The organism is Xenorhabdus sp. XBWT, from assembly GCF_059072735.1.
Map to the genome: position 1 here is coordinate 1,664,776 of NZ_CM180990.1, position 25,686 is coordinate 1,690,461.

26 protein-coding genes are annotated in these 25,686 nt (G+C 43.9%); 19 read left to right on the plus strand and 7 right to left on the minus strand.

Annotation, left to right across the window (positions count from 1 at the left end):
• The first annotated feature begins 45 nt into the window (after positions 1-45).
• From AC5JQI_RS07490 to flhA, 5 genes are all read left to right on the plus strand, one after another.
• A complete protein-coding gene (locus tag AC5JQI_RS07490) occupies positions 46-756 on the plus strand; it encodes a fimbrial biogenesis chaperone (RefSeq protein ID WP_493914247.1) in 711 nt (236 codons plus the stop codon).
• Positions 757-824: 68 nt separating this feature from the next.
• A complete protein-coding gene (locus AC5JQI_RS07495) occupies positions 825-3,338 on the plus strand; it encodes a fimbria/pilus outer membrane usher protein (protein WP_493914248.1) in 2,514 nt (837 codons plus the stop codon).
• A gap of 37 nt (positions 3,339-3,375) precedes the next feature.
• A complete protein-coding gene (locus AC5JQI_RS07500) occupies positions 3,376-4,311 on the plus strand; it encodes a fimbrial protein (RefSeq protein ID WP_493914249.1) in 936 nt (311 codons plus the stop codon).
• A 212-nt stretch (positions 4,312-4,523) separates the two neighbouring features.
• A complete protein-coding gene (flhB, locus tag AC5JQI_RS07505) occupies positions 4,524-5,675 on the plus strand; it encodes a flagellar biosynthesis protein FlhB (RefSeq protein WP_493914250.1) in 1,152 nt (383 codons plus the stop codon).
• Complete coding sequence (gene flhA, locus AC5JQI_RS07510; RefSeq protein ID WP_493914251.1) at positions 5,668-7,755, plus strand: flagellar biosynthesis protein FlhA; 2,088 nt, start codon at positions 5,668-5,670, stop codon at positions 7,753-7,755. Before flhB ends, flhA begins: the two co-directional genes overlap by 8 nt.
• Before the next feature lie 449 nt (positions 7,756-8,204).
• Here the strand turns inward: flhA and AC5JQI_RS07515 are convergent, their stop codons facing one another.
• The 3 genes from AC5JQI_RS07515 to flgA form a co-directional block, all read right to left on the minus strand.
• Positions 8,205-8,645 (minus strand): flagella synthesis protein FlgN, encoded by a 441-nt coding sequence (locus AC5JQI_RS07515; RefSeq protein ID WP_493914252.1) that lies wholly within the window; start codon positions 8,643-8,645, stop codon positions 8,205-8,207.
• Positions 8,646-8,671: 26 nt separating this feature from the next.
• The gene (gene flgM / locus AC5JQI_RS07520) at positions 8,672-8,971 is read right to left on the minus strand and encodes a flagellar biosynthesis anti-sigma factor FlgM (protein WP_198691236.1); all 300 of its coding nucleotides are present in this window, start codon (positions 8,969-8,971) and stop codon (positions 8,672-8,674) included.
• 122 nt (positions 8,972-9,093) lie between these two features.
• Positions 9,094-9,765: a flagellar basal body P-ring formation chaperone FlgA gene (gene flgA / locus AC5JQI_RS07525; RefSeq protein ID WP_493914253.1), complete on the minus strand. Its 672-nt coding sequence runs from the start codon at positions 9,763-9,765 to the stop codon at positions 9,094-9,096.
• Between the two features lie 218 nt (positions 9,766-9,983).
• Here flgA and flgB point away from each other — a divergent pair, with 218 nt between their 5' ends.
• The 12 genes from flgB (at position 9,984) to AC5JQI_RS07585 (ending at position 21,085) form a co-directional block, all read left to right on the plus strand.
• The gene (gene flgB / locus AC5JQI_RS07530) at positions 9,984-10,400 is read left to right on the plus strand and encodes a flagellar basal body rod protein FlgB (protein WP_237387189.1); all 417 of its coding nucleotides are present in this window, start codon (positions 9,984-9,986) and stop codon (positions 10,398-10,400) included.
• Between the two features lie 5 nt (positions 10,401-10,405).
• A complete protein-coding gene (flgC, locus tag AC5JQI_RS07535) occupies positions 10,406-10,810 on the plus strand; it encodes a flagellar basal body rod protein FlgC (RefSeq protein ID WP_493914254.1) in 405 nt (134 codons plus the stop codon).
• Positions 10,811-10,823: 13 nt separating this feature from the next.
• A complete protein-coding gene (locus AC5JQI_RS07540) occupies positions 10,824-11,564 on the plus strand; it encodes a flagellar hook assembly protein FlgD (RefSeq protein WP_493914255.1) in 741 nt (246 codons plus the stop codon).
• A 15-nt stretch (positions 11,565-11,579) separates the two neighbouring features.
• Positions 11,580-12,776 (plus strand): flagellar hook protein FlgE, encoded by a 1,197-nt coding sequence (flgE, locus tag AC5JQI_RS07545; protein ID WP_493914256.1) that lies wholly within the window; start codon positions 11,580-11,582, stop codon positions 12,774-12,776.
• A gap of 21 nt (positions 12,777-12,797) precedes the next feature.
• Positions 12,798-13,553 (plus strand): flagellar basal body rod protein FlgF, encoded by a 756-nt coding sequence (locus AC5JQI_RS07550; protein ID WP_493914257.1) that lies wholly within the window; start codon positions 12,798-12,800, stop codon positions 13,551-13,553.
• 18 nt (positions 13,554-13,571) lie between these two features.
• Entirely contained in the window at positions 13,572-14,351 is a 780-nt protein-coding gene (gene flgG / locus AC5JQI_RS07555; protein ID WP_237387184.1) for a flagellar basal-body rod protein FlgG, read from the plus strand.
• A gap of 68 nt (positions 14,352-14,419) precedes the next feature.
• Positions 14,420-15,211, plus strand: coding sequence for a flagellar basal body L-ring protein FlgH (locus AC5JQI_RS07560; protein WP_493914258.1), 792 nt, complete (start codon positions 14,420-14,422; stop codon positions 15,209-15,211).
• 15 nt (positions 15,212-15,226) lie between these two features.
• Positions 15,227-16,345, plus strand: a complete 1,119-nt coding sequence (locus AC5JQI_RS07565; RefSeq protein ID WP_493914259.1) for a flagellar basal body P-ring protein FlgI — start codon at positions 15,227-15,229, stop codon at positions 16,343-16,345.
• On the plus strand, positions 16,345-17,310 hold the full coding sequence (gene flgJ / locus AC5JQI_RS07570) for a flagellar assembly peptidoglycan hydrolase FlgJ (protein WP_493914260.1): 966 nt from the start codon (positions 16,345-16,347) through the stop codon (positions 17,308-17,310). Before AC5JQI_RS07565 ends, flgJ begins: the two co-directional genes overlap by 1 nt.
• A 136-nt stretch (positions 17,311-17,446) precedes the next feature.
• A complete protein-coding gene (flgK, locus tag AC5JQI_RS07575; protein ID WP_493914261.1) occupies positions 17,447-19,087 on the plus strand; it encodes a flagellar hook-associated protein FlgK in 1,641 nt (546 codons plus the stop codon).
• 37 nt (positions 19,088-19,124) lie between these two features.
• Complete coding sequence (gene flgL / locus AC5JQI_RS07580; RefSeq protein ID WP_493914262.1) at positions 19,125-20,105, plus strand: flagellar hook-associated protein FlgL; 981 nt, start codon at positions 19,125-19,127, stop codon at positions 20,103-20,105.
• 629 nt (positions 20,106-20,734) lie between these two features.
• Entirely contained in the window at positions 20,735-21,085 is a 351-nt protein-coding gene (locus tag AC5JQI_RS07585) for a DUF2645 family protein (protein ID WP_493914263.1), read from the plus strand.
• 133 nt (positions 21,086-21,218) lie between these two features.
• Here AC5JQI_RS07585 and AC5JQI_RS07590 read toward each other — a convergent pair whose 3' ends face one another.
• Entirely contained in the window at positions 21,219-21,548 is a 330-nt protein-coding gene (locus tag AC5JQI_RS07590) for an antibiotic biosynthesis monooxygenase family protein (protein ID WP_493914264.1), read from the minus strand.
• Between the two features lie 74 nt (positions 21,549-21,622).
• Between AC5JQI_RS07590 and AC5JQI_RS07595 the strand changes: the two genes are divergently transcribed.
• Complete coding sequence (locus AC5JQI_RS07595) at positions 21,623-22,327, plus strand: ArsR/SmtB family transcription factor (RefSeq protein ID WP_493914265.1); 705 nt, start codon at positions 21,623-21,625, stop codon at positions 22,325-22,327.
• On the opposite strand, the gene AC5JQI_RS07600 is transcribed toward AC5JQI_RS07595, so the two are convergent.
• Entirely contained in the window at positions 22,306-23,232 is a 927-nt protein-coding gene (locus AC5JQI_RS07600; RefSeq protein ID WP_493914266.1) for a hypothetical protein, read from the minus strand. The genes AC5JQI_RS07595 and AC5JQI_RS07600 overlap by 22 nt on opposite strands.
• A gap of 523 nt (positions 23,233-23,755) precedes the next feature.
• Between AC5JQI_RS07600 and budC the strand changes: the two genes are divergently transcribed.
• Positions 23,756-24,514, plus strand: coding sequence for a meso-2,3-butanediol dehydrogenase (gene budC / locus AC5JQI_RS07605; protein ID WP_493914267.1), 759 nt, complete (start codon positions 23,756-23,758; stop codon positions 24,512-24,514).
• 80 nt (positions 24,515-24,594) lie between these two features.
• Here budC and fliR read toward each other — a convergent pair whose 3' ends face one another.
• Positions 24,595-25,377 carry a flagellar biosynthetic protein FliR gene (fliR, locus tag AC5JQI_RS07610; protein WP_237387174.1) on the minus strand — a complete coding sequence of 261 codons (783 nt, stop codon included), beginning with the start codon at positions 25,375-25,377 and terminating at the stop codon, positions 24,595-24,597.
• A gap of 2 nt (positions 25,378-25,379) precedes the next feature.
• Entirely contained in the window at positions 25,380-25,649 is a 270-nt protein-coding gene (gene fliQ, locus AC5JQI_RS07615) for a flagellar biosynthesis protein FliQ (RefSeq protein WP_237387173.1), read from the minus strand.
• Between the last annotated feature and the right edge of the window lie 37 nt (positions 25,650-25,686).

Sequence of the window (25,686 nt, forward strand, 5' to 3'; positions counted from 1 at the left end):
AGCGGAGGAAACTCCGCTCTGCCACTCAGAATAAAGAGCTGTAACATGTCATCAAAATTTTATCTGTTATTAAAAAAAGTACCGGGAGTATTGCTTCTGGCAATCATGGCACATCCTGTTTTTGCATCTGTTGTGCTCTCATCTACCCGCGTGATATATCCACAAACAGAGAAGGAAGTTACAGTACAGGTAAATAATCAGGGAAAATCACCGGTGTTATTACAAAGCTGGATAGATAATGGCGATGCAGAAGCACTACCGGAAGATATTAATGTCCCTTTTATTCTCACACCACCGGTTAATCGGATTGACCCCAATAAAGGCCAGTCTCTGCGTATTCGTTATATTGAAAATAATCATCTTCCGGCGGATCGGGAATCTCTCTTCTGGTTAAATGCGTTGGAAATTCCGGTGAAAATTAAAGAAGAAGGTAATCGTAATTACTTACAATTTGCGATACGTACCCGTATCAAAATATTCTTTCGTCCCTCCTCCCTCAAAGGAGAGCCTGAATCAGCGGCTAAAACGTTGCGCTGGGAAATCGACAACAAGGGCATTACTGCTATTAATGATTCTCCCTGGTATATCAATCTGATGAATATCACGGTAGAGCAAAAGGGTAAAGAACAGCTCATCGAAGGCGATGCGGTTCCCCCGTTTGGCAAACGTACCTTCGCAATTAAAGGCTCCCCTGTTGGTAAAATAATGGACTGGCAATATATTAATGACTATGGCGCCATACACAGTACACAATAAGATATTTTAGTCTTCAGGAATAAATAAAGATATAAAGATATAAAGAAATAACAGAGTAAAGGAATACAATGAAACCAACTAAAATTAATAACCGTTTATATCCTGCCATTGTATTTCGTTTACTGTTATTTTCCTTGGTAATGGTATCTGCTTATTCTGTCGCATACACCAGCGAAGATATTGAATTTGAGGCGGCATTTTTACGTAGTGTCTCTCCAGAGAAATTGGATTTAAAACATTTCAGTCAAGGAGCGGCCATGTTGCCGGGAACTTATTTATCTGAGATCTGGCTGAATGGGGAATACCTGACACAGGATAGTGTTACCTTTAAAGGATTACCAAACTATCAGGTCAATTTGTGTGTGCAGGCGGATGTCTTAAAGCAATTGCCCCTTGAGCTGAAACTATTGGCAAAAGATATCACAGCAGCAGGAGCGGAAGATCAGGATTGTACTTCATTGGCTGAATGGTTGCCGGAAGCCACGGTAAATTATGATAGTAGTTATCAACAACTCAATATTAGCCTGCCGCAGATATATATTAAAAAACAGGCCCGGGATGCAGTTGATCCCACATTGTGGGACAAAGGTATCAGTGCTGCTACTCTGGGTTATAATTTCAGCGCATACCGTAGTGAATCCGGTGGTGATCACCATGATTCTGCTTATGGTTCATTGAACACTGGTTTGAATCTGGGAGCATGGTATTTCCGCCATAATGGCAACCTCAATTGGCAGCAGGAGAGCCAAAAAAAATATCATGCCCTGAATACCTATGTACAGCGTGATATTCCTGCATTGCAGGGCCGAGTATTGATTGGAGAGTCATATACTTCCGGTCAATTGTTCGATACCTTGCCATTTACTGGGGTTTCGTTGACCAGCGTTCCATATATGTTACCACTTTCACAACAAGGCTACGCGCCTGAAATTCGGGGTATTGCCCGTACCAATGCCAGAGTGACCGTGCATCAGGGAGAGCAAGTTATATATGAAACTACGGTGCCGCCCGGTGATTTTATTATTAATGATCTTTATCCGACGGGTTATGGTGGTAATCTGGCGGTAACGGTTCATGAAGCTAATGGCAGCAAACAGCGTTTTGAAGTGCCGTATACAGCTGTCGCTCAGTTATTACGTCCCGGTTCCAGCCAATATAGTTTTACCGTGGGTAAATATCGCAGTCACGAGTTAAAGGAGCCACCACTGTTTGCCGAAACGACCTGGCAGCAGGGTTTAACTAACCGTATAACCGGTAATGCGGGATTACAATATTCACGTAATTATTATGCCGGGCAGTTGGGTATGGCAGTTGATACCCCTATAGGAGCACTATCGGCAGCTGTCGCTCATACTCATTTAAATACCGGTAATGGTAAGTCGTTACGTGGGCAGAGTTATAACTTAAGCTACAGTCAATATGTGCATGAAACTGGCAGCAATTTCTCTTTGGCAACTTATCGTTTTTCAACCAAAGATTATCGAAGCTTGTCCGATGCAGTATCTTCACAGGGCATGGCTGATGATTATGGGAGCACACCACGCAACCGCGTCACGTTAACATTCAATCAGAGCCTGCCAGAACATTGGGGACAGTTCCATTTAAGTGGTTCCATGGAGAATTCCTGGGAACGTAAGGGTTATAGCCAGCAATATCAGCTCGGCTACAATAACCATTGGCAAGGAATCAGCTATGGTGTATCGGTGACTCGTAACCAGAATAACCGGAGGAAATTCCAAAATAGCTGGCTGTTTAATGTCAGTCTGCCTCTGGAAAAAAAGGCTTTCAGTCATATCAGTACTCAACTGACGCATGATGAGCAAAGTAAATGGAGGAAACAGCTTAGCCTGTCCGGCACGGTCGGGAAAGACACTCCATTTTATTATAACTTGAATGCTTCACAGCATCAGGGTTCTGACTATGCGACCTCACTTTCCGGTAATTATCGTAACTCGTGGAGTGCGTTGTCTGCTTCTTATAGTAAAGGAAAAAACTATAGCAGTGCTTCGGCCGGAATAAATGGCACGGTAATCGCGCATTCAGGAGGCATCAGTTTTTCATCCCATAGCGGCAATACTTTTGCCATTGTCGAAGCAAAAGGGGCTAAAGGGGCACAGGTTTCATCCTACTCAAATATCCGTATTGATTCTCAGGGTTATGCGATAGTGCCCAACCTGAATCCGTATCAGATGAATGACATTATCATCGATCCCAAAGGAGCCAGTGATGGTGTGGAATTAAGGACTACACGGCAGAAAGTGGCACCGTTATCGGGCGCGGTTGTTAAGGTGAATTATGGTGTTAAACAGGGCGCTGCAATCTTGCTGAGACTACAGCAGCCAAATCAGCAGCCTATTCCTTTTGGGTCGGAAGTCACAGACGAAAAGGGAGGGCTGGTAGGTCACGTCGGTCAGGCAGGGCAATTGTTTGCCCGTGTTCAGACATCAACGGGTGAACTGAAAGTGCAATGGGGCAGTCGCAATCAAATGCAGTGTCGGGTGAAATATCAATTACCGGATAGCAAAAGTTCGTGGTGGGATAATACTCAGAACGTGCAGTTGTGTAATCACGGGCAACACTGACGGTATTCAGTGTGCTAAAGGAATGATCAGCGAGTTGATGATGAAGAAATTATATCAATTATTTTTATCGGTAATCTTTCTGGGGGGGATATTATGTTCCACTGGAGTTGAAGCATATGAACGGGTTAATTGTGACGGCAGAGATAAGGATACCGAAGAGATCAGTGTGCTCTTGCCTGGTAGTGTTTCGATTGTGGATATCAAAAAGAATCTTATATTTGACAAGGAAATCTATCCTTCTTTCTTAAAAACGCAAACTAAGTCTTTATCATATGGTTTTTCCTTAATACCTCCTGTCGTTATTGACAGTCCCGATTGGCGGGTGTTTAGTACAGCAATGAAAGGTATTAATATGGTAGCGAAACGTGGAAACACTTTCTTCCCATCTAAGACGGTTCCTGATACAGAGAGTAAAAGTGTATGGTTTAGGCTTTTCAAAAGTTCGGGCTTACAGCCGGGAAAACTCGATGGTTCTTCTCTTCCTGAGTTATGTATCAACAGTGGCGGTCAGACCAAAGTTATAATCAGATTTACAGGAACACTCGAGATCACTGAACCGACTTGCAAAGCCCCTGATAAAACAGTGGATATGGGAGTCCATCATATTAATACGTTTACGGGTAAAGGTTCCGGCACAAGATGGGAGGATACCAGTATTGTTTTGACCGAATGTCAATATGCTCCTAGCCTGTCGATTAGTATCTCTCCCGTTAATCTAGCGAATGATCAAAAAAAGGGTATCATGGAGATTGACAGTAGTGGAGATGCTGCTAAAGGTATAGGTATTCAGTTGAGATATGGCCTTACTGGCAATAGCTTTGTAGAATTTGGAAAGAAACATAAGTTGAATGCATCGATGAGTAATGGTCTCGGGATTGAGATCCCATTATCAGCACGCTATATCCAAACCGAAGATAAAGTCACCCCCGGCACCGCCAGCGGCAGAGTCACCTATACTATGAGCTACTATTAGCTATAAGTAACATCAGCTATAAATAGCACCAATCCCATTGCCGGAGCTGCCCAGCCTCCGGCACTCCTATAATTCCCCAAATACCCCCGCAAATTTTGCAGTGTTCCCGCCATTGAATTTCTGGGCTTTTGTCATGCTTAACACAATTTCATTTGTCCTTTGCCAAAGGCAAATTTTCTGCATGTAATCACGAATGCTCACCAGGGAAAGCCGTGGCTGAAGATAGCGACCTCGAAAAAACCGAAGAACCCACGCCCCATAAACGGGAAAAAGCCCGTAAAGATGGACAAATTGCGCGTTCGAAGGAACTCACCTCAATCCTGATGTTAGCGGGAGGGGTAAGTTTGCTCTGGATGAGCGGACAATCGATCACCTATGAACTTTCTCTGATGGTGTTTGAAGGGTTTAATTTTGATCACAATATGGTCAGCAATGATAAACAAATGCTGCAACAAGTCGGTCGATTACTGAAACAGGCTGTTTGGGCGTTATTGCCAGTATTTTCCGGATTGGTATTGGTTGCTCTCAGTGCCCCAGCATTGATGGGAGGGCTGATATTCAGTTCAAAATCCATCAAGTTTGATCTGACCAAGCTGAATCCTGTTTCTGGTTTGAAGAAAATTTTCTCCATGAATGCCTTGGCGGAATTATTCAAAGCTATCTTGAAAGCATCATTGGTAGGTGGCGGCGCAGCCCTGTTTATCTGGCTGAATTGGTCTGCCATGCTTAATCTGATAGCCCAGCCCCCACTAATGGCATTGAGTGATGCCATGCTGATGATGATTTTTGCCTGCTATATTGTTTTATTTATGCTGATACCGATGGTGGCATTTGATGTGCTTTATCAAATCCGCAGCCACTTGAAAAAATTGAGAATGACACGTCAGGAGATCAAGGATGAATTTAAAGAACAAGAAGGGGACCCACATGTAAAGGCAAGGATCCGTCAACAACAGCGGGCAGCCGCGCGTAAACGCATGATGGCGGATGTGCCGAAGGCTGATGTCATTGTCACCAACCCGACCCATTACGCTGTTGCTCTGCAATACGACAGCAAAAAAATGAGTGCGCCGAAAGTATTAGCCAAAGGGACAGGGTTTATTGCCTTGCGCATTAAAGAAGTTGGTGCGGAAAACCGCATTCCGTTGTTGGAAGCTCCTCCTTTGGCGAGGGCATTATTTCGCCATGCTGAAGTGGGAGGCTTTATTCCTGCGGCGCTCTATGCCGCTGTCGCAGAAGTGCTTGCCTGGGTTTACCAATTGAAACGTTGGAAACAGGAAGGTGGCCTGAAACCGAAGAAACCTGAAAATCTGCCAGTGCCGCCAGCACTGGATTTTGCTGGAGAAAATAATCGTCATGGCTAATCTGGCCTCGTTATTCCGTTTACCGGGGAATATGAAAAGCTCCGAATGGCAAATGCTTGCGGGACCTGTTCTGATTCTCATGATCTTGTCGATGATGGTGTTGCCGTTGCCACCATTCCTGCTTGATCTATTATTCACTTTCAATATTGCGCTTTCTATTATGGTGTTGCTGGTGGCGATGTTCACCCGCAGAACGCTTGATTTTGCTGCGTTTCCGACCATTTTATTGTTCTCGACTTTATTGCGTTTGTCACTGAACGTTGCTTCCACACGAATTATTCTGATGGAAGGCCATACCGGATCAGCCGCCGCAGGACAGGTAGTGGAAGCCTTCGGGCACTTTCTTGTTGGCGGCAATTTTGCGATTGGTATTGTTGTTTTCGTTATCCTGATCCTGATTAACTTTATGGTGATTACTAAAGGTGCGGGGCGTATCGCCGAGGTTGGTGCGCGCTTCGTGCTGGACGGAATGCCCGGCAAACAGATGGCGATTGACGCTGACTTGAATGCCGGATTGATTGGTGAAGATGAAGCTAAAAAGCGTCGCGCTGAAGTTACACAGGAAGCGGATTTTTACGGCTCGATGGATGGTGCGAGTAAATTCGTGCGCGGCGATGCGATTGCCGGATTAATGATACTGGTGATCAATATCATCGGAGGATTGATTGTTGGTGTTGTTCAACATGGTTTGGTGTTGGGAGATGCCGCAGAAGCCTATACCTTGCTGACTATCGGTGACGGACTGGTTGCCCAGTTACCAGCTTTGATCATCTCCACTGCGGCGGGTGTTATTGTCACTCGTGTTGCGACTGATGAAGATGTTGGTCAGCAAATGGTGACCCAGCTTTTCAATAATCCGAAAGTGATGATGTTGAGTGCGGGGGTTCTTGGCCTGCTTGGTTTAGTGCCGGGAATGCCTAACTTTGTCTTTTTGCTGTTTACGGCAGCGTTGGCTGGGGCGGGATATTTCTTATTGCGTAAGGATAAAAACCCACTGGCTGTACAACACGAAGAGATGAAAGCGATGGAGGAACAACAGCAGACCGCAGAAGCTTCATGGTCTGATGTACAGTTAGAAGATCCCTTGGGGATGGAGGTGGGTTATCGTCTTATTCCGATGGTGGACTTTCGCCAAAATGGTGAATTGCTCGGCCGTATCAGTGGGATACGCAAAAAATTTGCGCAAGAAGTGGGTTATTTGCCCCCTGTAGTGCATATTCGTGACAACCTTGAATTGGCACCCGCCAGTTATCGCATCATGATGAAAGGTGTAGAGATTGGTCGTGGTGAAGCACATCCGGGACGCTGGTTGGCGATTAATCCGGGTGGTGCTATCGGGGAATTGCAGGGTGACTTAACGACAGACCCGGCCTTTGGTTTGGCAGCGGTATGGATTGATGACAGCCTGAGAGAACAGGCACAGGTACAGGGTTATACAGTCGTAGCAGCCAGCACCGTTGTTGCAACCCACCTTAACCATCTACTGTCACAGCATTCCAGTGAATTGTTCGGAAGGCAGGAAGCACAGCAATTGTTTGAACGGGTCAGTCAGGAGATGTCGAAACTGACGGAAGATTTCATCCCTGATGTCGTTAGCCTGACAACCTTGCACAAAGTTCTGCAAAATTTACTGGCGGAACAAGTACCCATTCGTGACATGCGCACTATTATTGAAACATTGGCAGAACATGCGCCGACGCAGAAAGATCCTTACGAATTAACCGCCATGATCCGAATTGCTCTTGGCAGGGCGATTGCCCAGCAATGGTTCTCAGGAGCGGATGAGATCAAAGTTATTGGATTGGATGCGGGGCTGGAAAGATTACTGCTTCAGGCACTGCAAAATGGTGGCGGACTGGAACCGGGTCTGGCAGAAAGTCTGGAACGTCAGGCGGCAGAAGCATTGGAACGTCAGGAAATGTTGGGAGCACCGCCAGTGCTATTGGTCAACCATGCACTGCGCCCGCTATTATCTCGTTTCTTACGTCGCGTATTGCCTCGGTTGGTTGTATTGTCCAACCTTGAAATTACCGATAATCGTCAAATCAGAATGACGGCAACGATTGGTGGTACGAGATAAGATAATGTATATAAGATGATCGCTTTGACGATCATCTTATTGTATTTCAGTAAATAAAAATCAATCTTCGGAGCTTACCAAAGTAATTATCTATTAACCATGCAATAGTTATTGTATGGAAGGGTGGGGGGTTATTTAGTTATGGTTTGAATAAAATGACACGCTCCATTGTTCAGATTGCAAACAATCTTATGTATGGTAATTTTTACTGCAAGGATAGAGTTAGTGTAGTTTCTGTATTTAGACCTATACTTGATAGTAGGTATAGAAGCCCCAATAAGAAAATAATAAACAATGCCTTAAATAATATCTATCATTTCAGAAACTAGAATTAATTAAATTTTCCAATTCCAATATAGTCATGATAAAAATTATACAAGCAAACCTCTTAACTAAATTTATATTTTAAGAGGTTTGTCTATTTTATATTTTTTTGGTAGTACTAATAATTAAACGCTGATCTTATGGCCTGATAGCGCTGAATTACGTCGGGCCTGACCATCTGCACCATAAAGAGAAGGGCTATGGTGACTTTTTAGAAAAGCAATGGCTTTACTGTTCAACTCTACATGCTGATTCAGCAGAAATCCATTATGCGCATTTAAATTACGGATACGTTCAATCGTCTGGTTAATTTGTTCCCATAATACAGCCAGTTTTTCATGATTGGTGTAAGGTGGCTTTATTTCCAGCGTTTCATTTAAGTGCTGACGCTTCCGTTCTGCGTGATCGATTGACGAAAGTAAAAACGTTTTTTGTTCCGTCACTCGATGTAAATGATTCGCCTCAATAAAACCATCGCTCAATATGCGCTGTTCTTCTGCTATAGTTTGCGAAAGCGAGTTCAGGTGCGCGCTTTGCTGTTCAAGCAAGAGTTGAAGTTCTTCCATTTATGGCTCTTTATGAATTTGATGGTTTATTTATCATATTCCATATTTTCAAGGGCTTCTCTGAAGAGGGCATCGGCAATTTTGCCGCTGTCCATCGCCAGTGTTCCCTTTGCAATGGCTTCTTTCAATTGTTGTACTTTCTGGATATTAATATCTTGACTGCTTGGCTGAACGAGCTTTTTCTGCGCTTCGCTCAATTTGACTTGCGTATCGGCGCTTTTTTCTGCGACAGCCACAGTTCTGCGAGTGCTCTGAGCACCTTCATTGGCATTGCGTTGCTGTAAAGCAGCAATAGCCAGTAGAGGTTGAGTGCGTTCAATACTCATAATCGTAATCCTTTAATCAGGCATTATTTATTTGTCTTAGGTAGCAGGCGATATACCGCTGGCATGCCTGTAAATCATGGTCTGTTGATTATATCGGCTTGAAAAAATAAAACTTTAGCCATTTATAACATCATTTTTACACTGCCATTTTCTTGAGCTTCACCAGTAATAACCTGCCCGGAGTCCAGACGAACACGGATATTATCAAAACTTGCGGCGTTGTTAATCGCTTTTCCTTCGTAACGCACCTGAAAATGATGTCCATCTACGATGACGACCACTTTTTGTCCGGCTTTAATTGCCCACTGACGCCGGATCATGTTGTGTGTGATGAATTTTCCGGCAGGTATATTGCGGATAGCAATACCATTTTGTATGGACTTTCTGTTACGGATTATATCGCTTGGCAGTTTATCTAAAGACCCTGTTTTTATTTGAAAATCTTTTTCTGTCAGGACTACATTGCGGTAAATGGTGCGCTTGGAAACCAAATATGGGCCGGTGACGTTGACATAGACCTGAATGAAACGACGTTTCTGACCACAAGTTACAGGGATGGACAGATTACCCCAGTTTTTGTTGCCAAGTGAGGGTTGTATCTCAGGGAACTCACAATTCGGCCATTGCTGTTCAGGCGTTTTGATTTCCACAGAGACTTTCTGGCCCGCTGTATGGTGAATCTGCCTGAAATAATCATTTATTAATTGCGGTAAGTTGTTTCCCCAAGCCAAAGAACTAGCAAAAAATAGATTAAGGAAAAAGGTAACGAACCCGATAATTTTTAATGCCGTCATATCATCACCTTTAATCCCGTTAGCGAACCATGATTTCAAAAAATATTCAGTACCTGTTGGATGTTAATAGTGTAACGCCATTGATTATTCGTTAATGGGATAAATAGCAATTCAATTTGTTTCTATTCTTCGAATCACCTTTTTCTTCTGCGTTTATTCTGTTAGCTGCTTAGAGCTTAAAACCCATCAGATTTCACGAACAAAACCGAGGGAGGAATATGCTCGATAAATTAGATGCCGCCTTTCAATTTCGACAAGAAGCGCTGGCACTCCGCAACCAGCGACAGGAAATTTTGTCTGCCAACATTGCTAATGCGGATACCCCTGGCTATCAGGCCCGTGATATCGATTTTGCTGCCCAACTGAAAAAGGTCATGGCACATGGTCGTGTGACGGGGAATGGAATTGGGCTGACTCTGACTTCCGATCGACATATTCCCGTTCAGCCTCAAAAACGTCTGGAGATGGATCTGCTGTATCGGGTGCCATACCAGACTGCTATGGATGGAAATACCGTTGACATGGATATGGAACGCAGCAATTTCGCAGATAACAGCCTGAAATATCAGTCCGAACTTACTATGACGAATGCGCAGCTCAAAAGCATGATGTCAGTTCTACAGTCACAAGGATAATGGGAATGTCTCTACTCAGTATTTTTGATATTGCCGGCTCTGCGCTCTCTGCTCAGTCCCAGCGACTGAACGTTAGTGCCAGCAATATGGCGAATGCCGATAGCGTTGTAGGGCCGGATCGTGAGCCATATCGCGCCAAACAGGTTGTATTCCGCGTCGCCGCCCCCGCAGGGCAGGAGATTGGCGGTGTTCGTGTCAGCGAAGTGGTGGATGATCCCACACCTTTCCGCTTTGAGTATCAGCCGGGTCATCCGCTGGCTGATGAAAAAGGTTATGTACGTATGCCAAATGTAGATGTGGTTGGGGAAATGGTCAATACCATCTCCGCTTCCCGCAGTTATCAGGCTAACGTTGAAGTGCTTAACACCACTAAGTCCATCATGTTGAAAACTCTGACGTTGGGTCAGTAACAGGAATTTCGTTATGGGAATTACCGCTTCAATTAATGAGTCACTGGATAATTCAACCGTTGGTGAACTGGCTAAGTTGACCAATGGAAAGCCGCAAAATAGTGGTGATATTAAAGATGGCTTCTTGAATATATTGGTTGCTCAGCTTAAAAACCAAGATCCTACCAATCCAATGCAAAACAGTGAATTGACTTCACAGATTGCGCAGATCAGTACGGTTGAGGGTATTGAGAAACTGAATAAAACGTTGGGTTCCATTGTCGGACAAATGGACAACAACCATACCATGCAAAAGGTTGCACTGATTGGCCGGGGTATCATGGTTTCAGGCAATGTTTATGGTAATGAGATTCTGGTTAGTTCCAACGAAAAAGGGGACATCAATACAACCGCATTCGGTTATGAACTGGATCGGCCTGCCGATATCGTCAAAGTCACCATCAAAAATAAAAGTGGCGCAGTGGTTCGGGAAATGGAATTCAATAAATCAGATCCCAATTCATCCGCATATTGTGGTGCTGGAGTCCATGTACTGAACTCTTCCATATGGGATGGCAAAGACGCAGATGGTAATGCCGTGGGGGACGGAGCTTATAACTTCACCATTTCCGCAAGCCAACAAGATCAAATGTTGATGATACACCCCCTGAGGTATGCCCAGGTTAACGGTGTTGTGCGGCAGGAAAACAGCACTAAATTAGACCTAGGGCTGGTGGGTACGGCAAACATGGACGAAGTACGTCAGTTTCTTTAATTAAACGGAGGACATATGTCTTTTTCACAAGCGGTCAGTGGGTTGAATGCCGCAGCGGGTAATCTGGACGTTATCGGTAATAACATTTCAAACTCGGCAACATATGGCTTTAAATCCAGCTCCGCTTCCTTTGCGGACGTTTTCAGCGGTTCAGAAGTGGGTTTGGGGGTTAAGGTTTCTGGTCTGGTGCAGAACTTTAAAGATGGCTCAACCACCACGACCAACCGTCAGTTGGATATGGCTATCACCCAAGGCGGTTTTTTCCGCATGCAGGATTCTAACGGTAATATTTTCTATTCCCGTAATGGTCAGTTCAAAATGGATGCAGACCGTAACCTGATCAATATGCAGGGTATGAAGCTGACGGGTTATCCGGCGGTAAATGGTGAAATTCAGCAAGGCGGGTCAGTCGGGTCGATTTCGATTCCAACCGATATATTGGATGCAAAAGCGACGACGGAAATCAAACTGAAAGCTAATCTGAATTCAATGGAAACAGCTATCACCGAAGGATTTGATCCCAATAAGAAAGACACATTTAACTTTAGTGCTCCGCTTCAAGTATTTGATAGCTTGGGGAATCAGCATGATATCAATGTGTTTTTTGTTAAAACAGACAATAACAAATGGATAGCTCATGCGCTGGATCGGTCTGTTGTGGGTGCTAAATCTCAGGAATTGGGTGAATTAGAATTTAATACCAGTGGCCAAATGAAAGATATTCCACCATTTAAATTTGATGTACCCGCTTTAAATGGCTCTGCTGCTGCGCAAATCAATATTGAACTCAATGGTAGCAAGCAGCAGAGCATTGCTCAAAATTCTATTTCTCCTCCAAAACAAGATGGTTATGCAACTGGTCATTTCACCGATTACCGTGTCGATGATGACGGAAAAATTTACGGTATTTACTCTAACACTGAGACATTAGCTCTGGGTCAGGTTGTACTGGCAAACTTCTCTAATCCTGAAGGCTTGGTTGCACAAGGTGATAATGTTTGGACAGAATCCGGCGCATCTGGCAGCCCGGTTGTAGGCGTAGTGGGTTCAGGTAACTTCGGTAAGCTGATCAGCGGTGCGCTGGAAGCCTCTAACGTGGACATGAGCCAAGAGCTGGTCAATATGATCGTCGCCCAGCGTAACTATCAATCCAACGCCCAGACCATCAAGACGCAGGACCAAATTCTGCAAACGCTGGTCAGCATGCGTTAATAGACTTAGTCGGATAGCTTTATGGATCACGTCATTTATACCGCGATGGGTGCTGCGCGCCAAACGCTGGAACATCAGGCTGTCACCGCCAACAATCTGGCTAACGCCTCAACGCCGGGCTTTAAAGCTCAGCTTGCTGCGTTGCGTGCTGTGCCGATTGAAGGTGAAACCCTGCCGACACGCTCGCTGGTTGTTGCTTCCACTCCCGGCATGGATAGCCGTCAGGGACCGATGAATTATACCTCCCGTCCGTTGGATGTGGCGGTCGGACAAGGCGGCTACTTGGCTGTCCAGCTTGAAGATGGGGCGGAAGCCTATACCCGCAACGGCAGCATCCAGATTTCACCCGAAGGGCAACTGATGGTGCAGGGGCGCATGTTGATGGGCGAAAACGGGCCGATTGATGTTCCGCCGCAGGCTGAATTAACTATCGCGGCCGATGGTGCCATTTCTGCCCTGATTGCCAGTGATCCGCCAACGTTGTTGGGTCAGATTGGCAAGTTGAAAATTGTCAAGCCGGAAGCCAACCAAGTGGTGCGGGGCGATGATGGTTTGTTCCATTTAACGCCACAGGCGCGGGAACAGCAAGGCAATGAACTTACGGCCAGCACCGAGGTGAAAATCATGCCGGGTGTTCTGGAAGGCAGTAATGTGAATCCCGTGGAAAGTATGGTGAACATGATTGCCAATGCGCGTCGCTTTGAGATGCAGATGAAAGTCATACACAGTTCCGATGAAAATGCCCAGCGGGCTAACCAAATTCTCGCTATGAGCTAATCGGGGGGAGATAAATTCATGATCCGATCTTTATGGATTGCCAAGACTGGGCTGGATGCTCAGCAAACCAATATGGATGTCATTGCTAACAACCTGGCAAACGTCAACACCAACGGTTTTAAACGCCAGCGCGCGGTGTTTGAAGATTTACTTTATCAAACTGAACGTCAGCCGGGCGCGATGTCGTCTGAACAGACCAACCTGCCATCGGGTTTGCAAATCGGTACAGGTGCGCGGCCAGTGGCGACTGAACGCCTGCACAGTCAGGGTAATTTGGCACAGACCGGCCGCAGTCAGGACGTGGCAATCAAAGGACAGGGCTTTTTCCAAATCCAGATGCCTGATGGCACGACGGGCTATACCCGCGATGGTTCATTCCAGAAGGATCAAAATGGTCAGTTGGTGACTGCCAGTGGTTTTCAGGTCGTGCCTGCGATTATTATTCCAGACAATGCCCTCAGCATCAGCATTGCCCGTGATGGGATCGTCAGCGCGAATATGAAGGGACAAGCGCCTCAACAAATTGGACAGCTGACGCTGACCACGTTCATCAACGAAAGCGGTTTGGAAAGCATCGGTGAAAACCTCTATCTGGAAACCAACAGTTCCGGGATTCCGGTGGAAAACGCACCAGGCATCAATGGTGCCGGATTGCTCTATTCAGGCTACGTTGAAACATCTAACGTTAATGTGGCGGAAGAGTTGGTCAATATGATTCAGGTTCAGCGAGCCTACGAAATCAACAGTAAAGCAGTATCAACATCTGATCAGATGCTGCAAAAACTGACTCAGTTATAACCTAATCATTAATAGTGGGGAAAGCACATTCCCCCACTATTTCTGCGATAAATGTAAGAGCATAGAAGATGGATACAATGCCCGTTGCCAAGAACCATTCCGGAAGCCATGCTAAAAACCATGTAGCTTATGATTCTGCCGGTTTACGGAAAAACCGGGGAAATAAACAGCGTATCAACATATCTGTGGTGGTATTAACATTGTCAGCACTGACATTGGGGGGATGTGCTTATATGCCGCACAAACCGCTGGTGAATGGGCAGACAACCGCAAAACCCGCCGAAGCAACCGCCCCAATACCAAATGGTTCTATTTTCCAGACTGTCCAACCAGTCTATTACGGTTATCAACCCCTGTTTGAAGACCGCCGTCCGCGCAATATCGGTGATACGCTGACGATCATCTTGCAAGAAAACGTCAGCGCGAGCAAAAACTCCTCAGCCAACGCCAGCCGCAATGGAAAAACGGGTTTCGCAGCGGCTTTGACTCCCCGTTTCTTACAGGGGTTGATAGGCAGTGATAAAACCGATTTGAGTATGGAAGGCAATAACGAATTCGGGGGTAAAGGCGGGGCGAATGCCAACAACACATTCAGAGGTACGATTACTGTAACTGTGGATAAATTGCTGGCAAACGGCAACCTGCATGTGGTGGGGGAAAAACAGATCGCCATCAATCAGGGAACGGAATTCATTCGTTTTTCTGGTGTCGTCAATCCGCGCACTATCACTGGCAATAATACGGTGAGTTCTAACCAAGTTGCAGATGCCCGCATTGAGTATGTTGGCGATGGTTATATCAACGAAGCGCAGCATATGGGCTGGTTGCAACGTTTCTTTATGAATATCTCACCGTTTTAAAAGAGGATGGTCAGGATGAAAAAATTAGTCGCCAGCCTTCTTACATTTTTGCTGGTACTGTTCAATACGATTGCATCAACGGGCGCTTTTGCGGAACGCATTCGTGATTTGACGACCATAGAAGGTGTCAGGGATAACGCACTGATTGGTTATGGTTTGGTGGTTGGGTTGGATGGTACGGGTGACCAAACCATGCAGACGCCTTTTACTACCCAAAGTTTGAGCAATATGCTGTCACAGTTGGGAATTACCGTACCGCCCGGTACGAATATGCAGCTTAAAAATGTTGCTGCCGTCATGGTGACAGCCAAGCTGCCACCTTTTGCGCGTGCAGGGCAAAACATTGACGTTGTAGTTTCCTCTCTGGGTAATGCTAAAAGCCTGCGTGGTGGTACATTGCTGATGACACCATTGAAAGGCGTGGATAATCAAGTCTATGCGTTGGCTCAGGGAAATATTCTGGTGGGAGGTGCAGGTGCGAGTGCTGGAGGTAACAGCATCAAAATCAATCAGCTTGCAGGTGGGCGAATTTCCAACGGTGCAGTGATTGAGCGTGAATTGCTAACGCAATTCGGTCAGAAAGGTACTTTGAACCTGCAACTGAATGATGATGATTTTAGTTTGGCCCAGCAAATCAGTGATGCGGTCAACCGCCTGAAGGGGACAGGAACGGCAATCCCGCTGGATTCCCGCACTGTGCAGTTGCGGGTGCCGATGGAAAACAGCGAGCAGGTGAAATTTCTGTCTCAAGTACAGAATCTGACTATTCGTGTGGATGCAGGTGATGCCAAAGTGATTTTCAACTCCCGTACAGGGTCAGTCGTGATGAACCGCAATGTCACGCTGGATAGTTGTGCCATTGCCCACGGTAGCCTGTCAGTGACCGTTGAGCGTCAGACTGCGGTCAACCAGCCTAATACGCCATTGGCGGGTGGCAATACCGTTGTAACCCGTAATACTAATGTCGGCATTCAGGAGCAGGGCAGCGCATTGCAACAAGTCAGTGCCAGCGCGAATCTCGCTCAAGTTGTGCGTGCATTGAATACGCTGGGTGCGACACCAACGGATTTAATGTCGATTTTGCAGGCAATGGAGAGCGCAGGTTGTCTGCGTGCGAAGCTGGAGATTATCTGATGAATGATTTTCTGACGATGTCCAACGCTGCTTACGATGTTAATTCACTGCATTCACTGAAAGCGAAACTGTCACAGGAACCAGAGCAAGGGCTACGGCAAGTAGCCCAACAACTGGAAGGTGTTTTCGTTCAGATAATGCTGAAAAGTATGCGTTCCTCGTTGCCACAGGATGGAATCTTAAGCAGCGAGCAGACCCGTTTTTATACTTCGATGTACGATCAGCAAATTGCTCAGGATCTTTCCCAAAAGGGACTGGGATTTGCTGATATGATCGTCAAACAGTTCTCCAACGCTAATAATATTTCGGGTGAACTGGCGGGAACAGTCCCGATGCCATTAGGGAATGATATTCTGCAAACATTGCCTAAACAGCCATTGGAGCCGTTTATGCACCGGGCCATACCTGAAAATGCTTCCCCGTCCTTCTCTAATGGTCCAGTCCAGTCGAAGCCATTGACGATGAACAGTACCAACTTTGTTTCCATGCTTTCCTTGCCTGCGCAATTGGCGAGTCAGCAAAGTGGTATTCCACATTTATTGATCATTGCACAGGCTGCGCTGGAATCGGGCTGGGGACAACGGGAAATCCTGACCGCAGAAGGCAAACCGAGTCATAACCTGTTTGGTATCAAAGCCGGTAAGCATTGGAAAGGAGCTGTCACCAATATTATGACGACGGAATATATTGATGGCGAACCGAAGAAAATGCAGGACAGTTTCCGCGTATATGGTTCTTATGTGGAAGCGATAACGGATTATGTCAAACTACTGACAGAAAACCCTCGTTACACTAAGGTAGCGCAATCAACAACGGCTGAGCAGGGCGCATACTCCTTGCAGGATGCCGGATACGCCACCGACCCCGGTTACGCCAAAAAACTCGTGTCACTGATCCAGCAGTTAAAAAATACCGGCCACCAGATGGCAAAAGCCTACACCTACGATTTCGACAACCTGTTTTAGCCCATTTAGCTTTAAGCAAGAACTATCGGAACTAAGCGTATTTTCGCTCAAGGAACAAGGTGATTTGCCGATAACTGTATCAGTGAATGACCTCCTATAGATGGAGGTTTAAAGAAAAACGTAAAAGGATCTACACATGTCCAATAGCCTTATGAATACTGCCATGAGTGGTATTAATGCCGCGCAGGTGGCAATGGGTGTAGTAGGTAATAATATTGCCAACTCCAAAAACGCGGACTATAACCGACAGACTACCGTAATGACACAAAATAATGGAACCATGTCCCCTGTGGGCTTTGTGGGCAACGGAGCGGTTGTCAGCGGTATCAACCGAGAATACAGCGAATTCCTCACTGGGCAATATAATGCGGCACAAACCAAATATGCTGCGTTAAAAACGTATAATCAGCAGATGATTAAAATCAATGATCTGTTGGCGGATAAAGACGTCAGCTTATCTAATTCCATTGGCGATTTTTTCAAAAGTCTGGGAGCGGTTGAAAGTAATTCGGAAAACAGCGCTGCCAGAACCACGGTACTGGGCAAGGCGGAAGGTCTGACCAGCCGCTTCAAAGAAGCTGATGTATATCTGCGTCAAATCGATAACAGTATCAATTCCCAAATTGAACAAAATGTTCAAGAGATCAATCAGTACACGAAAGAAATTTCCAATCTGAACAATGAAATTACCCATATGCGCGGTACAGGTAATGGCGAACCACTGGCTTTGCTGGATAAGCGCGATGAAGCTGTTAGTCGATTAAACCAACTGGTAGAAGTGAATGTGGTTCAGCAGGATGGTGGTGTTTTTAACATCTCATTCGGTGGCGGTATGACACTGGTATCAGGTAATCAATCCTATCAATTGGAAGCTATTCCATCCAGCATTGACAGCAGCCGTATTACATTGGGTTACAACAATGGTATATCCGGTACCTGGGAAATTGATGAACGCTTTATCTCTCAGGGTGCTCTGGGTGGTGCATTGGAGGTACGCAGAGAAGCCGTGGATAAAACCCGTAATGGATTGAATCAACTGGCATTGGTAATGGCAGATCAGTTCAATCAGGTACATCGTGCTGGTTTTGATTTCAAAGGCAACGAAGGTATTGATTTCTTTAATTTCACCAAACCGGAAACCGTTGCTAACAGCAATAATAAAGGCTTGGCTGAGATTACAGTCGAATATGCCGATACCTCTAAAGTTAAGGGCAGTGATTATACCCTCAAATTTGACGGCAAGGATTGGAAGGCTCAGCGTATTTCTGACAAGGCAATGATCTCTGTGAAAAAAGGGGGAGATACGCTGGAATTCGACGGACTGAAAGTCAAAATTGACTCTTCCAAGACAGAAGCTAACGATACTTACACGTTGAAAACCGTCAGCAATGTTGCGGCAACGTTGGAAGTGAACCTGAAAGACTCTTCTCAGTTGGCGACCGCCGGTACTAAAGATGGAGGCCAGAGTGATAACCGCAATGTGAAGAAATTCCTTGAATTGCAGGATAAGCGTTTAGTTGATGGCAAGTCCTCCTTTGCTGGTGCCTATGCTTCGTTGGTGAGTAAAGTAGGCAGCGATGCGAACAAAGCTGAAATTGGTTTCGAAGCTCAGAAACATATCGTCGATCAACTCAAAACAACACGCCAATCAATTTCGGGTGTCAATATGGACGAAGAATACGGCGAACTGCAACGCTTGCAGCAGTATTATTTGGCAAATGCCCGTGTAATGCAGACTGCGACAACATTGTTTGACGCTATTTTGGGTATTCGTTAATCACCGTTTGGTTGAATGAGAAAAAGGAAGTGATATTGTGCGTGTAAGTACGAATCAATTATACAGTCAAAAAATGAATGGGATCTTGAGTGCCCAATCTAAGTGGATGAAATCGGGTGAGCAATTGTCCAGCGGTCGTCGAGTGATTAATCCGTCAGATGATCCGTTGGCTGCTTCGCAGAACATTATGGTTTCTCAGTCTGAGTCGAAAAACCAGCAGTTTGCTACTGCCCGCATTTTTGCCAGAAACTCTATGTCAGCGCAGCTGAGCATTACCTCAAATATGGTAACAGTTATAAATAATGTTTTTGAAACAATAGTAGCTGCGACGGATGAGTATAGCGATCAGGATCGTGAATCTTATGCCCAGCAGTTGGAAGGTTTCAAACAAGAATTGCTGAATCTGGGCAATAAAACCGATGGTAATGGTCGTTATATTTTTGCCGGTTATAAGACGGACAAACCTCCTTTTGTTGCTGATAAGAATAGTGGGAAGGTGAGTTACGTTGGTGGTGAAGAAAGAATCACCCAGAAAGTGGATGATAATCGTTCGATGATTATTGCCCATACAGGGAGAGAAGCATTTTTATCCCAACCCAGTAACCCGATCAAAGAACCCAGTGAGAAACCTGGTAAAGAAGTCAACAGTGAGTCAGATGTTTTTGCTTCCATTGATATGGCAATTAAGGCATTAAAAATGCCATACAGTAACGCTACTGATGAACAAAAGAATGAAGCAAAGGTGTTGATGGATAAAGCTAATCGTGGCATTCGCAATAACTTGAACAACTTCTCTTCTGTAGAAGCGGTTCTCGGTTTACAGCTTCAGGAACTAGACCAACTGGATTCATTGGGCAGTGAACGTAGCATATCTAACAAAGTGCGCTCAGGAGAGCTGGTCGATGCCGATTGGGTTGCGACTATTTCTGAGTACTATCAGCAACAGGCTGCACTGCAAGCTTCTTTCAAAGCGTTTACTGACTTAAAAGGCATGTCTTTGTTTGAGGTATATCGCTGATTAAGTGTGGCATAGTGTTTTCTCAAGCCCTTATCTTCTTTCTCTTTTCCAGTGGAAATGAGAAAGAAGATAAGGGCGGATTATTTCCCCTATTTTTGTATATACAGTTTTTGTTGGCTGTGTATGTATCTCTGTTTTCTTGCCTTTATTAGGGTATGTCTTCTTTTGGCTATTCTTCCTCTCAAAGCATCTCTTCTGCATAAAAAATTAGCAACTTCAAAATAACAGAGAGTAATAATCAAACCATTTTTGTATAAGTCATGAAGTTAAAATAAACAGCCATAAATTAGAAATTAAAAGGAGATATATTTTAAAAATTTTTATTACAAACAATGTTTGAGCTTTTTTATGGTTTTGATGTATGACAAACGTAGTAAAAATAGGTTAGTGAATTATCATTTCAAATTAAGGATGATAATAGGAATTATAATCGAGTAAAATGACTCTCTACCAGATAAATTCAGATTTTTCTGTTTAATATATTATTTTATCTTGTGATCAAGATCTTATCTTGATAGGAAAGCGGAATATTACATTAGATTTTTTGATATAAAACATGGGTTATTGTTTGGGTGTTTTTTGGCTAGGGTTAAATATTGTCTTATTATAGATGATAAGAATAAATAAACATGAAAATTATAAGTTTACTCTTTTGTGTTATTTTTATTTTATTCAGTACGATATTGATTGGTTGTCTTTCAACAATTGATCATGACTGGATGATCGGGGAACAGGATATCAAGACGGTTTGCGATCTGGTAAATAACTTCGTTATCAATGATGACAGGTTATTGACAGCGCCTTTATGCTTTTTGCTTTTATTGCCCTTTATGATTTTTTTTGTAGCGAAAGGTGTCAAAGATTTTTCGGTGGATATATTACGGGCGATTGCCTATTTGTTGACAGTGTTTTTTTTAGTTGGGTATTGGTATTGGATGTTTTTTGGTCGGTTTGCGGAATGTCCGTTCCCTGCGCATTGATTTGATAAAGTTTGATTAAAAATTAAAAAAACCAAATCCAAAAAACGATTACCAACAACAGAGCTAAACTTCCGGTCACTGATTTATCCAGTGACCGAAAAGTTACATCAAGTCATCTATAGTTGATTATATCTCATATTTCAGTTGGTGATTCCTCCCTGCTATACATCCCATAATTGCGGATAATAGCGGCGACTTTCAGATGATAATCTGCAAATACTCTGTTGCGTCCTAACTCTTGTGCTTCCCGGTGTTGGCCTGTATGTCGCCACTGTTTTATAGATTCTTCATCATGCCAGTAAGAGAGGGACAGATATTTATTATTATGATTAAGACTCTGAAAACGTTCCACGGAGATAAAACCTGGGATTGAGTTCAATAATGGCCTAATGGCCGCAGCGGTATCAAAATAACGATCACTTTGGTTTTCTGCGATTTCAACTTCAAATATGACAACTAACATTGTCACCTCCTTGCAAGATAAAAAAACCTAAGATATCTTGCTGAATCTATTGTCACTTCGATGGCTGTCAAAATATGAATGAATTTAATCTTGAAGCAAGAGTGGCAGCTATTGCCGCGATATTGGCAGATCGCACTCGTGCCCGCATGTTATTTTTGATGATGGATGGTCGTGCTTATACCGCGACAGAATTAAGTGCAGCTACTGATGTCGTACCGTCAACAACCAGTGCTCATTTAAATCGTTTGCGGGAAGAAAATTTAATTAGCTGTCTTCAACAAGGGCGACATCGCTATTTTAAAATACACAGTACAGAAGTGGCTGAATTACTCGAAAATATGATGCGATTTGCCAATGGTGAACATAAAGATATTGCCAAAATTTCCACACCCAAATCTTTGCATTTTTTCCGAACTTGTTATGATCATATGGCAGGAGAAATTGCGGTAAAAATTCATGATAGTTTTCTGGCAAATCATTGGATAACTGATAGCTATGAATTAACGTCAACCGGTAAAGATTTTCTGTTTTCTCTTGATATATGCGCTGATACTCAACTTTCCTCACGCCGAAAATTCGCCTGCTCTTGTCTTGATTGGAGTGAACGATACTTTCATCTTGGCGGCTCCTTGGGGGCATCATTACTTGACACTTTTTTAAAGAAAAAGTGGGCAATCAGGCAATTGGACAGCAGAGAATTGATATTGACAGAATCTGGCAAGCGAATCCTTAAAAATAAGTTTGAAAAATTACAGGATTATACCTTGACACCGTTATAGCCAGATAAAATCCGTTCCCATTCTTGTTGGGCGAACCATGTTTGGGTTGTGCTGTTATAATGCATTTTATCGGGCAGGAATACACCATATTCAGAAGCGACACCGGTATAATTTTGCGAATTCCGAGCATCAATCAGAATACGGTATCTGGACTCAGCGGCAATAATATCTTCAATTGCTTTATTGACATAGCTGGTATTAAGGGGATCAAAGGCGACTGAAAGTGGATAATACAATCGCCACGGAATATCACGGGAACTGATAGCATCGCTAATTCCTGTGATGATCCGGGTAAAATTCACCTCTGAAACTTTGGCTGCCGCTAAACTTTCTGTTTCCGCCTCCCATTGATTCCAATGAATCGCCAGAATACGTGGATTTTTCCCCATTTTCCGTAGTGACTGAACGGCCATACGCAATGTTCTCATTGCTCGGGGATAAAGAGATTCTACATCTTTGGGATCGCGTTCTGGTGCCCAGCGGTTATCGGGAGGGTTATCCAGATACATTCCCTGCCCACCGTATCCCATTAAAATCACGTAAAGATCGGGTAAATCCAACGTATTGCCCTGATTGATATGGCCTTGCCAAAATTTGGCGAAACGGTTGGCAACATTGCAGGGATGATCTTGATTACCGCGTTGTAAACCGACAGGGGCACCAATATTGGCATTGCCAAAGCTGGTCAATCCTACCCAGTTAATGGTTGAAAAATTGATACTATAAACTTCTGGCAGGGATAGAGTGAATACATTGTTTAAACCTTGGGTAATTCTTTCATCTAGTGGTAATTGTGTGCCATGACCATAGCTGTTGGATTGCCCAAGAATGATAAGCAGCGGAGCATCGTTGGCTTCCCACTGTAAATATTTTATTGTGGGAGAATGAAGCGTTTTAGATATCATAAGAATCTCCTTTTAAATACGTTAATTACTTGATAGTTAACCCCTTTCTAAAGGCTTTGTTTATATAAAAGAAAATATTTCTCGTTGATTCAATTTATCATCTTTAATTTATAAAATGTCAAGCGTGAAAAATATTTCAATATTTTCCTGAGAAATGATTTGGATTATAAACAATTATTACGCTGTGTTATTTATATTATTTTATTTATTTATTTATTTATTTATTTATTTTATTTTTTTAAATAGGCTATCCATAATAGTAATGCACACAAATTATGAGATTCCCTTACTCCTCGCGCTGAGAGAAGTAAGGAGGTGATCGACAATTTTTAATTGCTATTTAATTCCAAGTTGGATTTTTAAAGTTTTAATTATTATTGAATTTTTTTGTCAATAAATTTTAAAATGAAAAGCGATAATAAAAATTAATAAGGCTGTGAGTATCATTAACTCGTTAGAATAAATATTCTAAATCATATTTTATTATATGGTCAGAGATTTTTATATTAATGAGGGTATTAGCATGATGAGATTTGAAAATAAAGTTGTCGTCATCACTGGTGCAGGCAGTGGTATTGGAGAGGCCACAGCAAAGCGTTTTTCTCAAGAAGGTGCGATTGTTGTTCTGGCAGGGCGGGATACAGATAAGCTTAACCGTGTATTCAGTGAACTGTTATCGGATAAGACGTTAGTGATTCAGACGGATGTTGCGGATCGCGATTCAGTCAAAAGTATGGTTGATGAAACGGTCAGAAATTTTGGTCGGATAGATATTCTGGTTAATAATGCGGGCTTGTATGTTGTTGGTGATTTATTAAGTGTATCTCAGGAAGAGGGGGATGTGGTACTGGCTACAAATCTTAATGGCGTACTCAATTGTAGCTATTCTGCGTTGCCGCATTTGTTGGAAAGCAAAGGATGTATTGTCAATAATGCTTCTGTATCAGGACTAGGCGGTGATTGGGGAGGCGCACATTATTGCGCAGCAAAAGGAGCGGTCGTGAATGTGACCCGCGCTATGGCACTGGATTATGGTTCTCAGGGCGTGCGTGTCAATGCTGTATGCCCCAGTTTAGTGGCAACGCCGATGGTTGCCCGTTTTGATGATGAAACCCTGAAACATTTTGATAGCCGAATTTCGTTACAAAGAGCAGGAAAACCCTCTGAAGTTGCAGCCGCCATTGCATTTTTAGCGAGTGAAGATGCCAGCTTTATCAATGGAGTAAACTTACCGATAGATGGTGGAGTAACGGCATCCAATGGTCAGCCTAATTTCAATTAAGTGAACAAACGTTAAAACTCTTCCCTGATAGATTTCAAGTTGCTGCTTTGTTGGTTGCAACTTGAAATTAATATAACGTTTTAAAACACAATTTCATTGATAATCACCGCCAGATTATCAAACATTTCTCCAAATAACCGTTCAGTAAATGGCACCAGCATCGGGATCAGCAGGGAAAGTGTGAAAATTCCTACTGTCAGAGTCAATGGAAAACCGATCACAAAAACGGAAAGTTGCGGTGTCATGCGATTTAGCATACCTAAGGAAAAGTTCAAGATTAGTAGCAGGGTAATCATTGGCATGGCCAGCATCATACCGTTAACGAAAATCAGGCTGGCACTTTGGGCTAACAACAGGAAACCTTTCGGATTCAACTGTGTCACTTGAACCGGAATGGTATAAAACGTATCTACCAAAATAGATAACAGCCACAGATGCCCGTCAAATGCTAAAAATAGTAACATCATCAGCATATTCAGAATACGGGATAAAATAGGCATATTCGGCCCACCGGTGGGATCAAAGAAGGTGGCGAATGAAAGCCCCATCTGCAAACCGAGAACTTCACCAGCATGGCGCACAACAGCAAAAGCGATTTGCATAGTCAGGCCTAAAGCCACGCCGATCAAGATTTGTTGTATTAATACCCAAATTCCGGCAACAGAAAAAATAGGAATTTGGGAAGAAGGAATACTGGGAACCAATAAAGCAGTGATCACTAATGCCAGACCGATTCTGACTTTTATCGGCATCTGTTTTTCACTGAAAATTGGCGCTATGCTAAACAACGCCAATAAACGAACCAAGGGCCAGAAAAAGTCACTGACAAGGCGGGAAAGTGTTTCGCTATCAAACGGAATCATGATTAACCGATAATAGTGGGAATACTGCTAAACAACGTGCGCATGTAATCCAGCAGCAAGTTCAGCATCCACGGCCCAGCGACGATGATAGTAACGACAACAGCCAAAATTTTTGGGATAAACGATAAGGTCATCTCGTTTACCTGAGTTGCCGCCTGCAATAAGCTGATGATCAAGCCACAGATCAGGGCAGATAAAAGCAGTGGTGCGGCCAGCGCCAGTGCTACTTTCATCGCCTCAACACCGAGGGCCATTACCGATTCTGGAGTCATAATTTTCTCAAACCGCTTTTGTGATCTTTTTCCAATA

What these genes read in the sequence shown, in the direction of transcription:
- AC5JQI_RS07590 (WP_493914264.1), bottom strand. Translation starts at nt 21,548, where the DNA reads ATGTTAGTTGTCATATTTGAAGTTGAAATCGCAGAAAACCAAAGTGAT.
- fliQ (WP_237387173.1), bottom strand. Translation starts at nt 25,649, where the DNA reads ATGACTCCAGAATCGGTAATGGCCCTCGGTGTTGAGGCGATGAAAGTA.
- flgC (WP_493914254.1), top strand. Translation starts at nt 10,406, where the DNA reads ATGTCTCTACTCAGTATTTTTGATATTGCCGGCTCTGCGCTCTCTGCT.
- flgG (WP_237387184.1), top strand. Translation starts at nt 13,572, where the DNA reads ATGATCCGATCTTTATGGATTGCCAAGACTGGGCTGGATGCTCAGCAA.
- AC5JQI_RS07490 (WP_493914247.1), top strand. Translation starts at nt 46, where the DNA reads ATGTCATCAAAATTTTATCTGTTATTAAAAAAAGTACCGGGAGTATTG.
- AC5JQI_RS07595 (WP_493914265.1), top strand. Translation starts at nt 21,623, where the DNA reads ATGAATGAATTTAATCTTGAAGCAAGAGTGGCAGCTATTGCCGCGATA.
- AC5JQI_RS07540 (WP_493914255.1), top strand. Translation starts at nt 10,824, where the DNA reads ATGGGAATTACCGCTTCAATTAATGAGTCACTGGATAATTCAACCGTT.
- flgK (WP_493914261.1), top strand. Translation starts at nt 17,447, where the DNA reads ATGTCCAATAGCCTTATGAATACTGCCATGAGTGGTATTAATGCCGCG.
- flgJ (WP_493914260.1), top strand. Translation starts at nt 16,345, where the DNA reads ATGAATGATTTTCTGACGATGTCCAACGCTGCTTACGATGTTAATTCA.
- flgB (WP_237387189.1), top strand. Translation starts at nt 9,984, where the DNA reads ATGCTCGATAAATTAGATGCCGCCTTTCAATTTCGACAAGAAGCGCTG.
- flgA (WP_493914253.1), bottom strand. Translation starts at nt 9,765, where the DNA reads ATGACGGCATTAAAAATTATCGGGTTCGTTACCTTTTTCCTTAATCTA.
- AC5JQI_RS07560 (WP_493914258.1), top strand. Translation starts at nt 14,420, where the DNA reads ATGGATACAATGCCCGTTGCCAAGAACCATTCCGGAAGCCATGCTAAA.
- AC5JQI_RS07550 (WP_493914257.1), top strand. Translation starts at nt 12,798, where the DNA reads ATGGATCACGTCATTTATACCGCGATGGGTGCTGCGCGCCAAACGCTG.
- flgE (WP_493914256.1), top strand. Translation starts at nt 11,580, where the DNA reads ATGTCTTTTTCACAAGCGGTCAGTGGGTTGAATGCCGCAGCGGGTAAT.
- fliR (WP_237387174.1), bottom strand. Translation starts at nt 25,377, where the DNA reads ATGATTCCGTTTGATAGCGAAACACTTTCCCGCCTTGTCAGTGACTTT.
- budC (WP_493914267.1), top strand. Translation starts at nt 23,756, where the DNA reads ATGATGAGATTTGAAAATAAAGTTGTCGTCATCACTGGTGCAGGCAGT.
- AC5JQI_RS07515 (WP_493914252.1), bottom strand. Translation starts at nt 8,645, where the DNA reads ATGGAAGAACTTCAACTCTTGCTTGAACAGCAAAGCGCGCACCTGAAC.
- AC5JQI_RS07585 (WP_493914263.1), top strand. Translation starts at nt 20,735, where the DNA reads ATGAAAATTATAAGTTTACTCTTTTGTGTTATTTTTATTTTATTCAGT.
- AC5JQI_RS07565 (WP_493914259.1), top strand. Translation starts at nt 15,227, where the DNA reads ATGAAAAAATTAGTCGCCAGCCTTCTTACATTTTTGCTGGTACTGTTC.
- AC5JQI_RS07600 (WP_493914266.1), bottom strand. Translation starts at nt 23,232, where the DNA reads ATGATATCTAAAACGCTTCATTCTCCCACAATAAAATATTTACAGTGG.
- flgM (WP_198691236.1), bottom strand. Translation starts at nt 8,971, where the DNA reads ATGAGTATTGAACGCACTCAACCTCTACTGGCTATTGCTGCTTTACAG.
- flhA (WP_493914251.1), top strand. Translation starts at nt 5,668, where the DNA reads ATGGCTAATCTGGCCTCGTTATTCCGTTTACCGGGGAATATGAAAAGC.
- AC5JQI_RS07500 (WP_493914249.1), top strand. Translation starts at nt 3,376, where the DNA reads ATGATGAAGAAATTATATCAATTATTTTTATCGGTAATCTTTCTGGGG.
- AC5JQI_RS07495 (WP_493914248.1), top strand. Translation starts at nt 825, where the DNA reads ATGAAACCAACTAAAATTAATAACCGTTTATATCCTGCCATTGTATTT.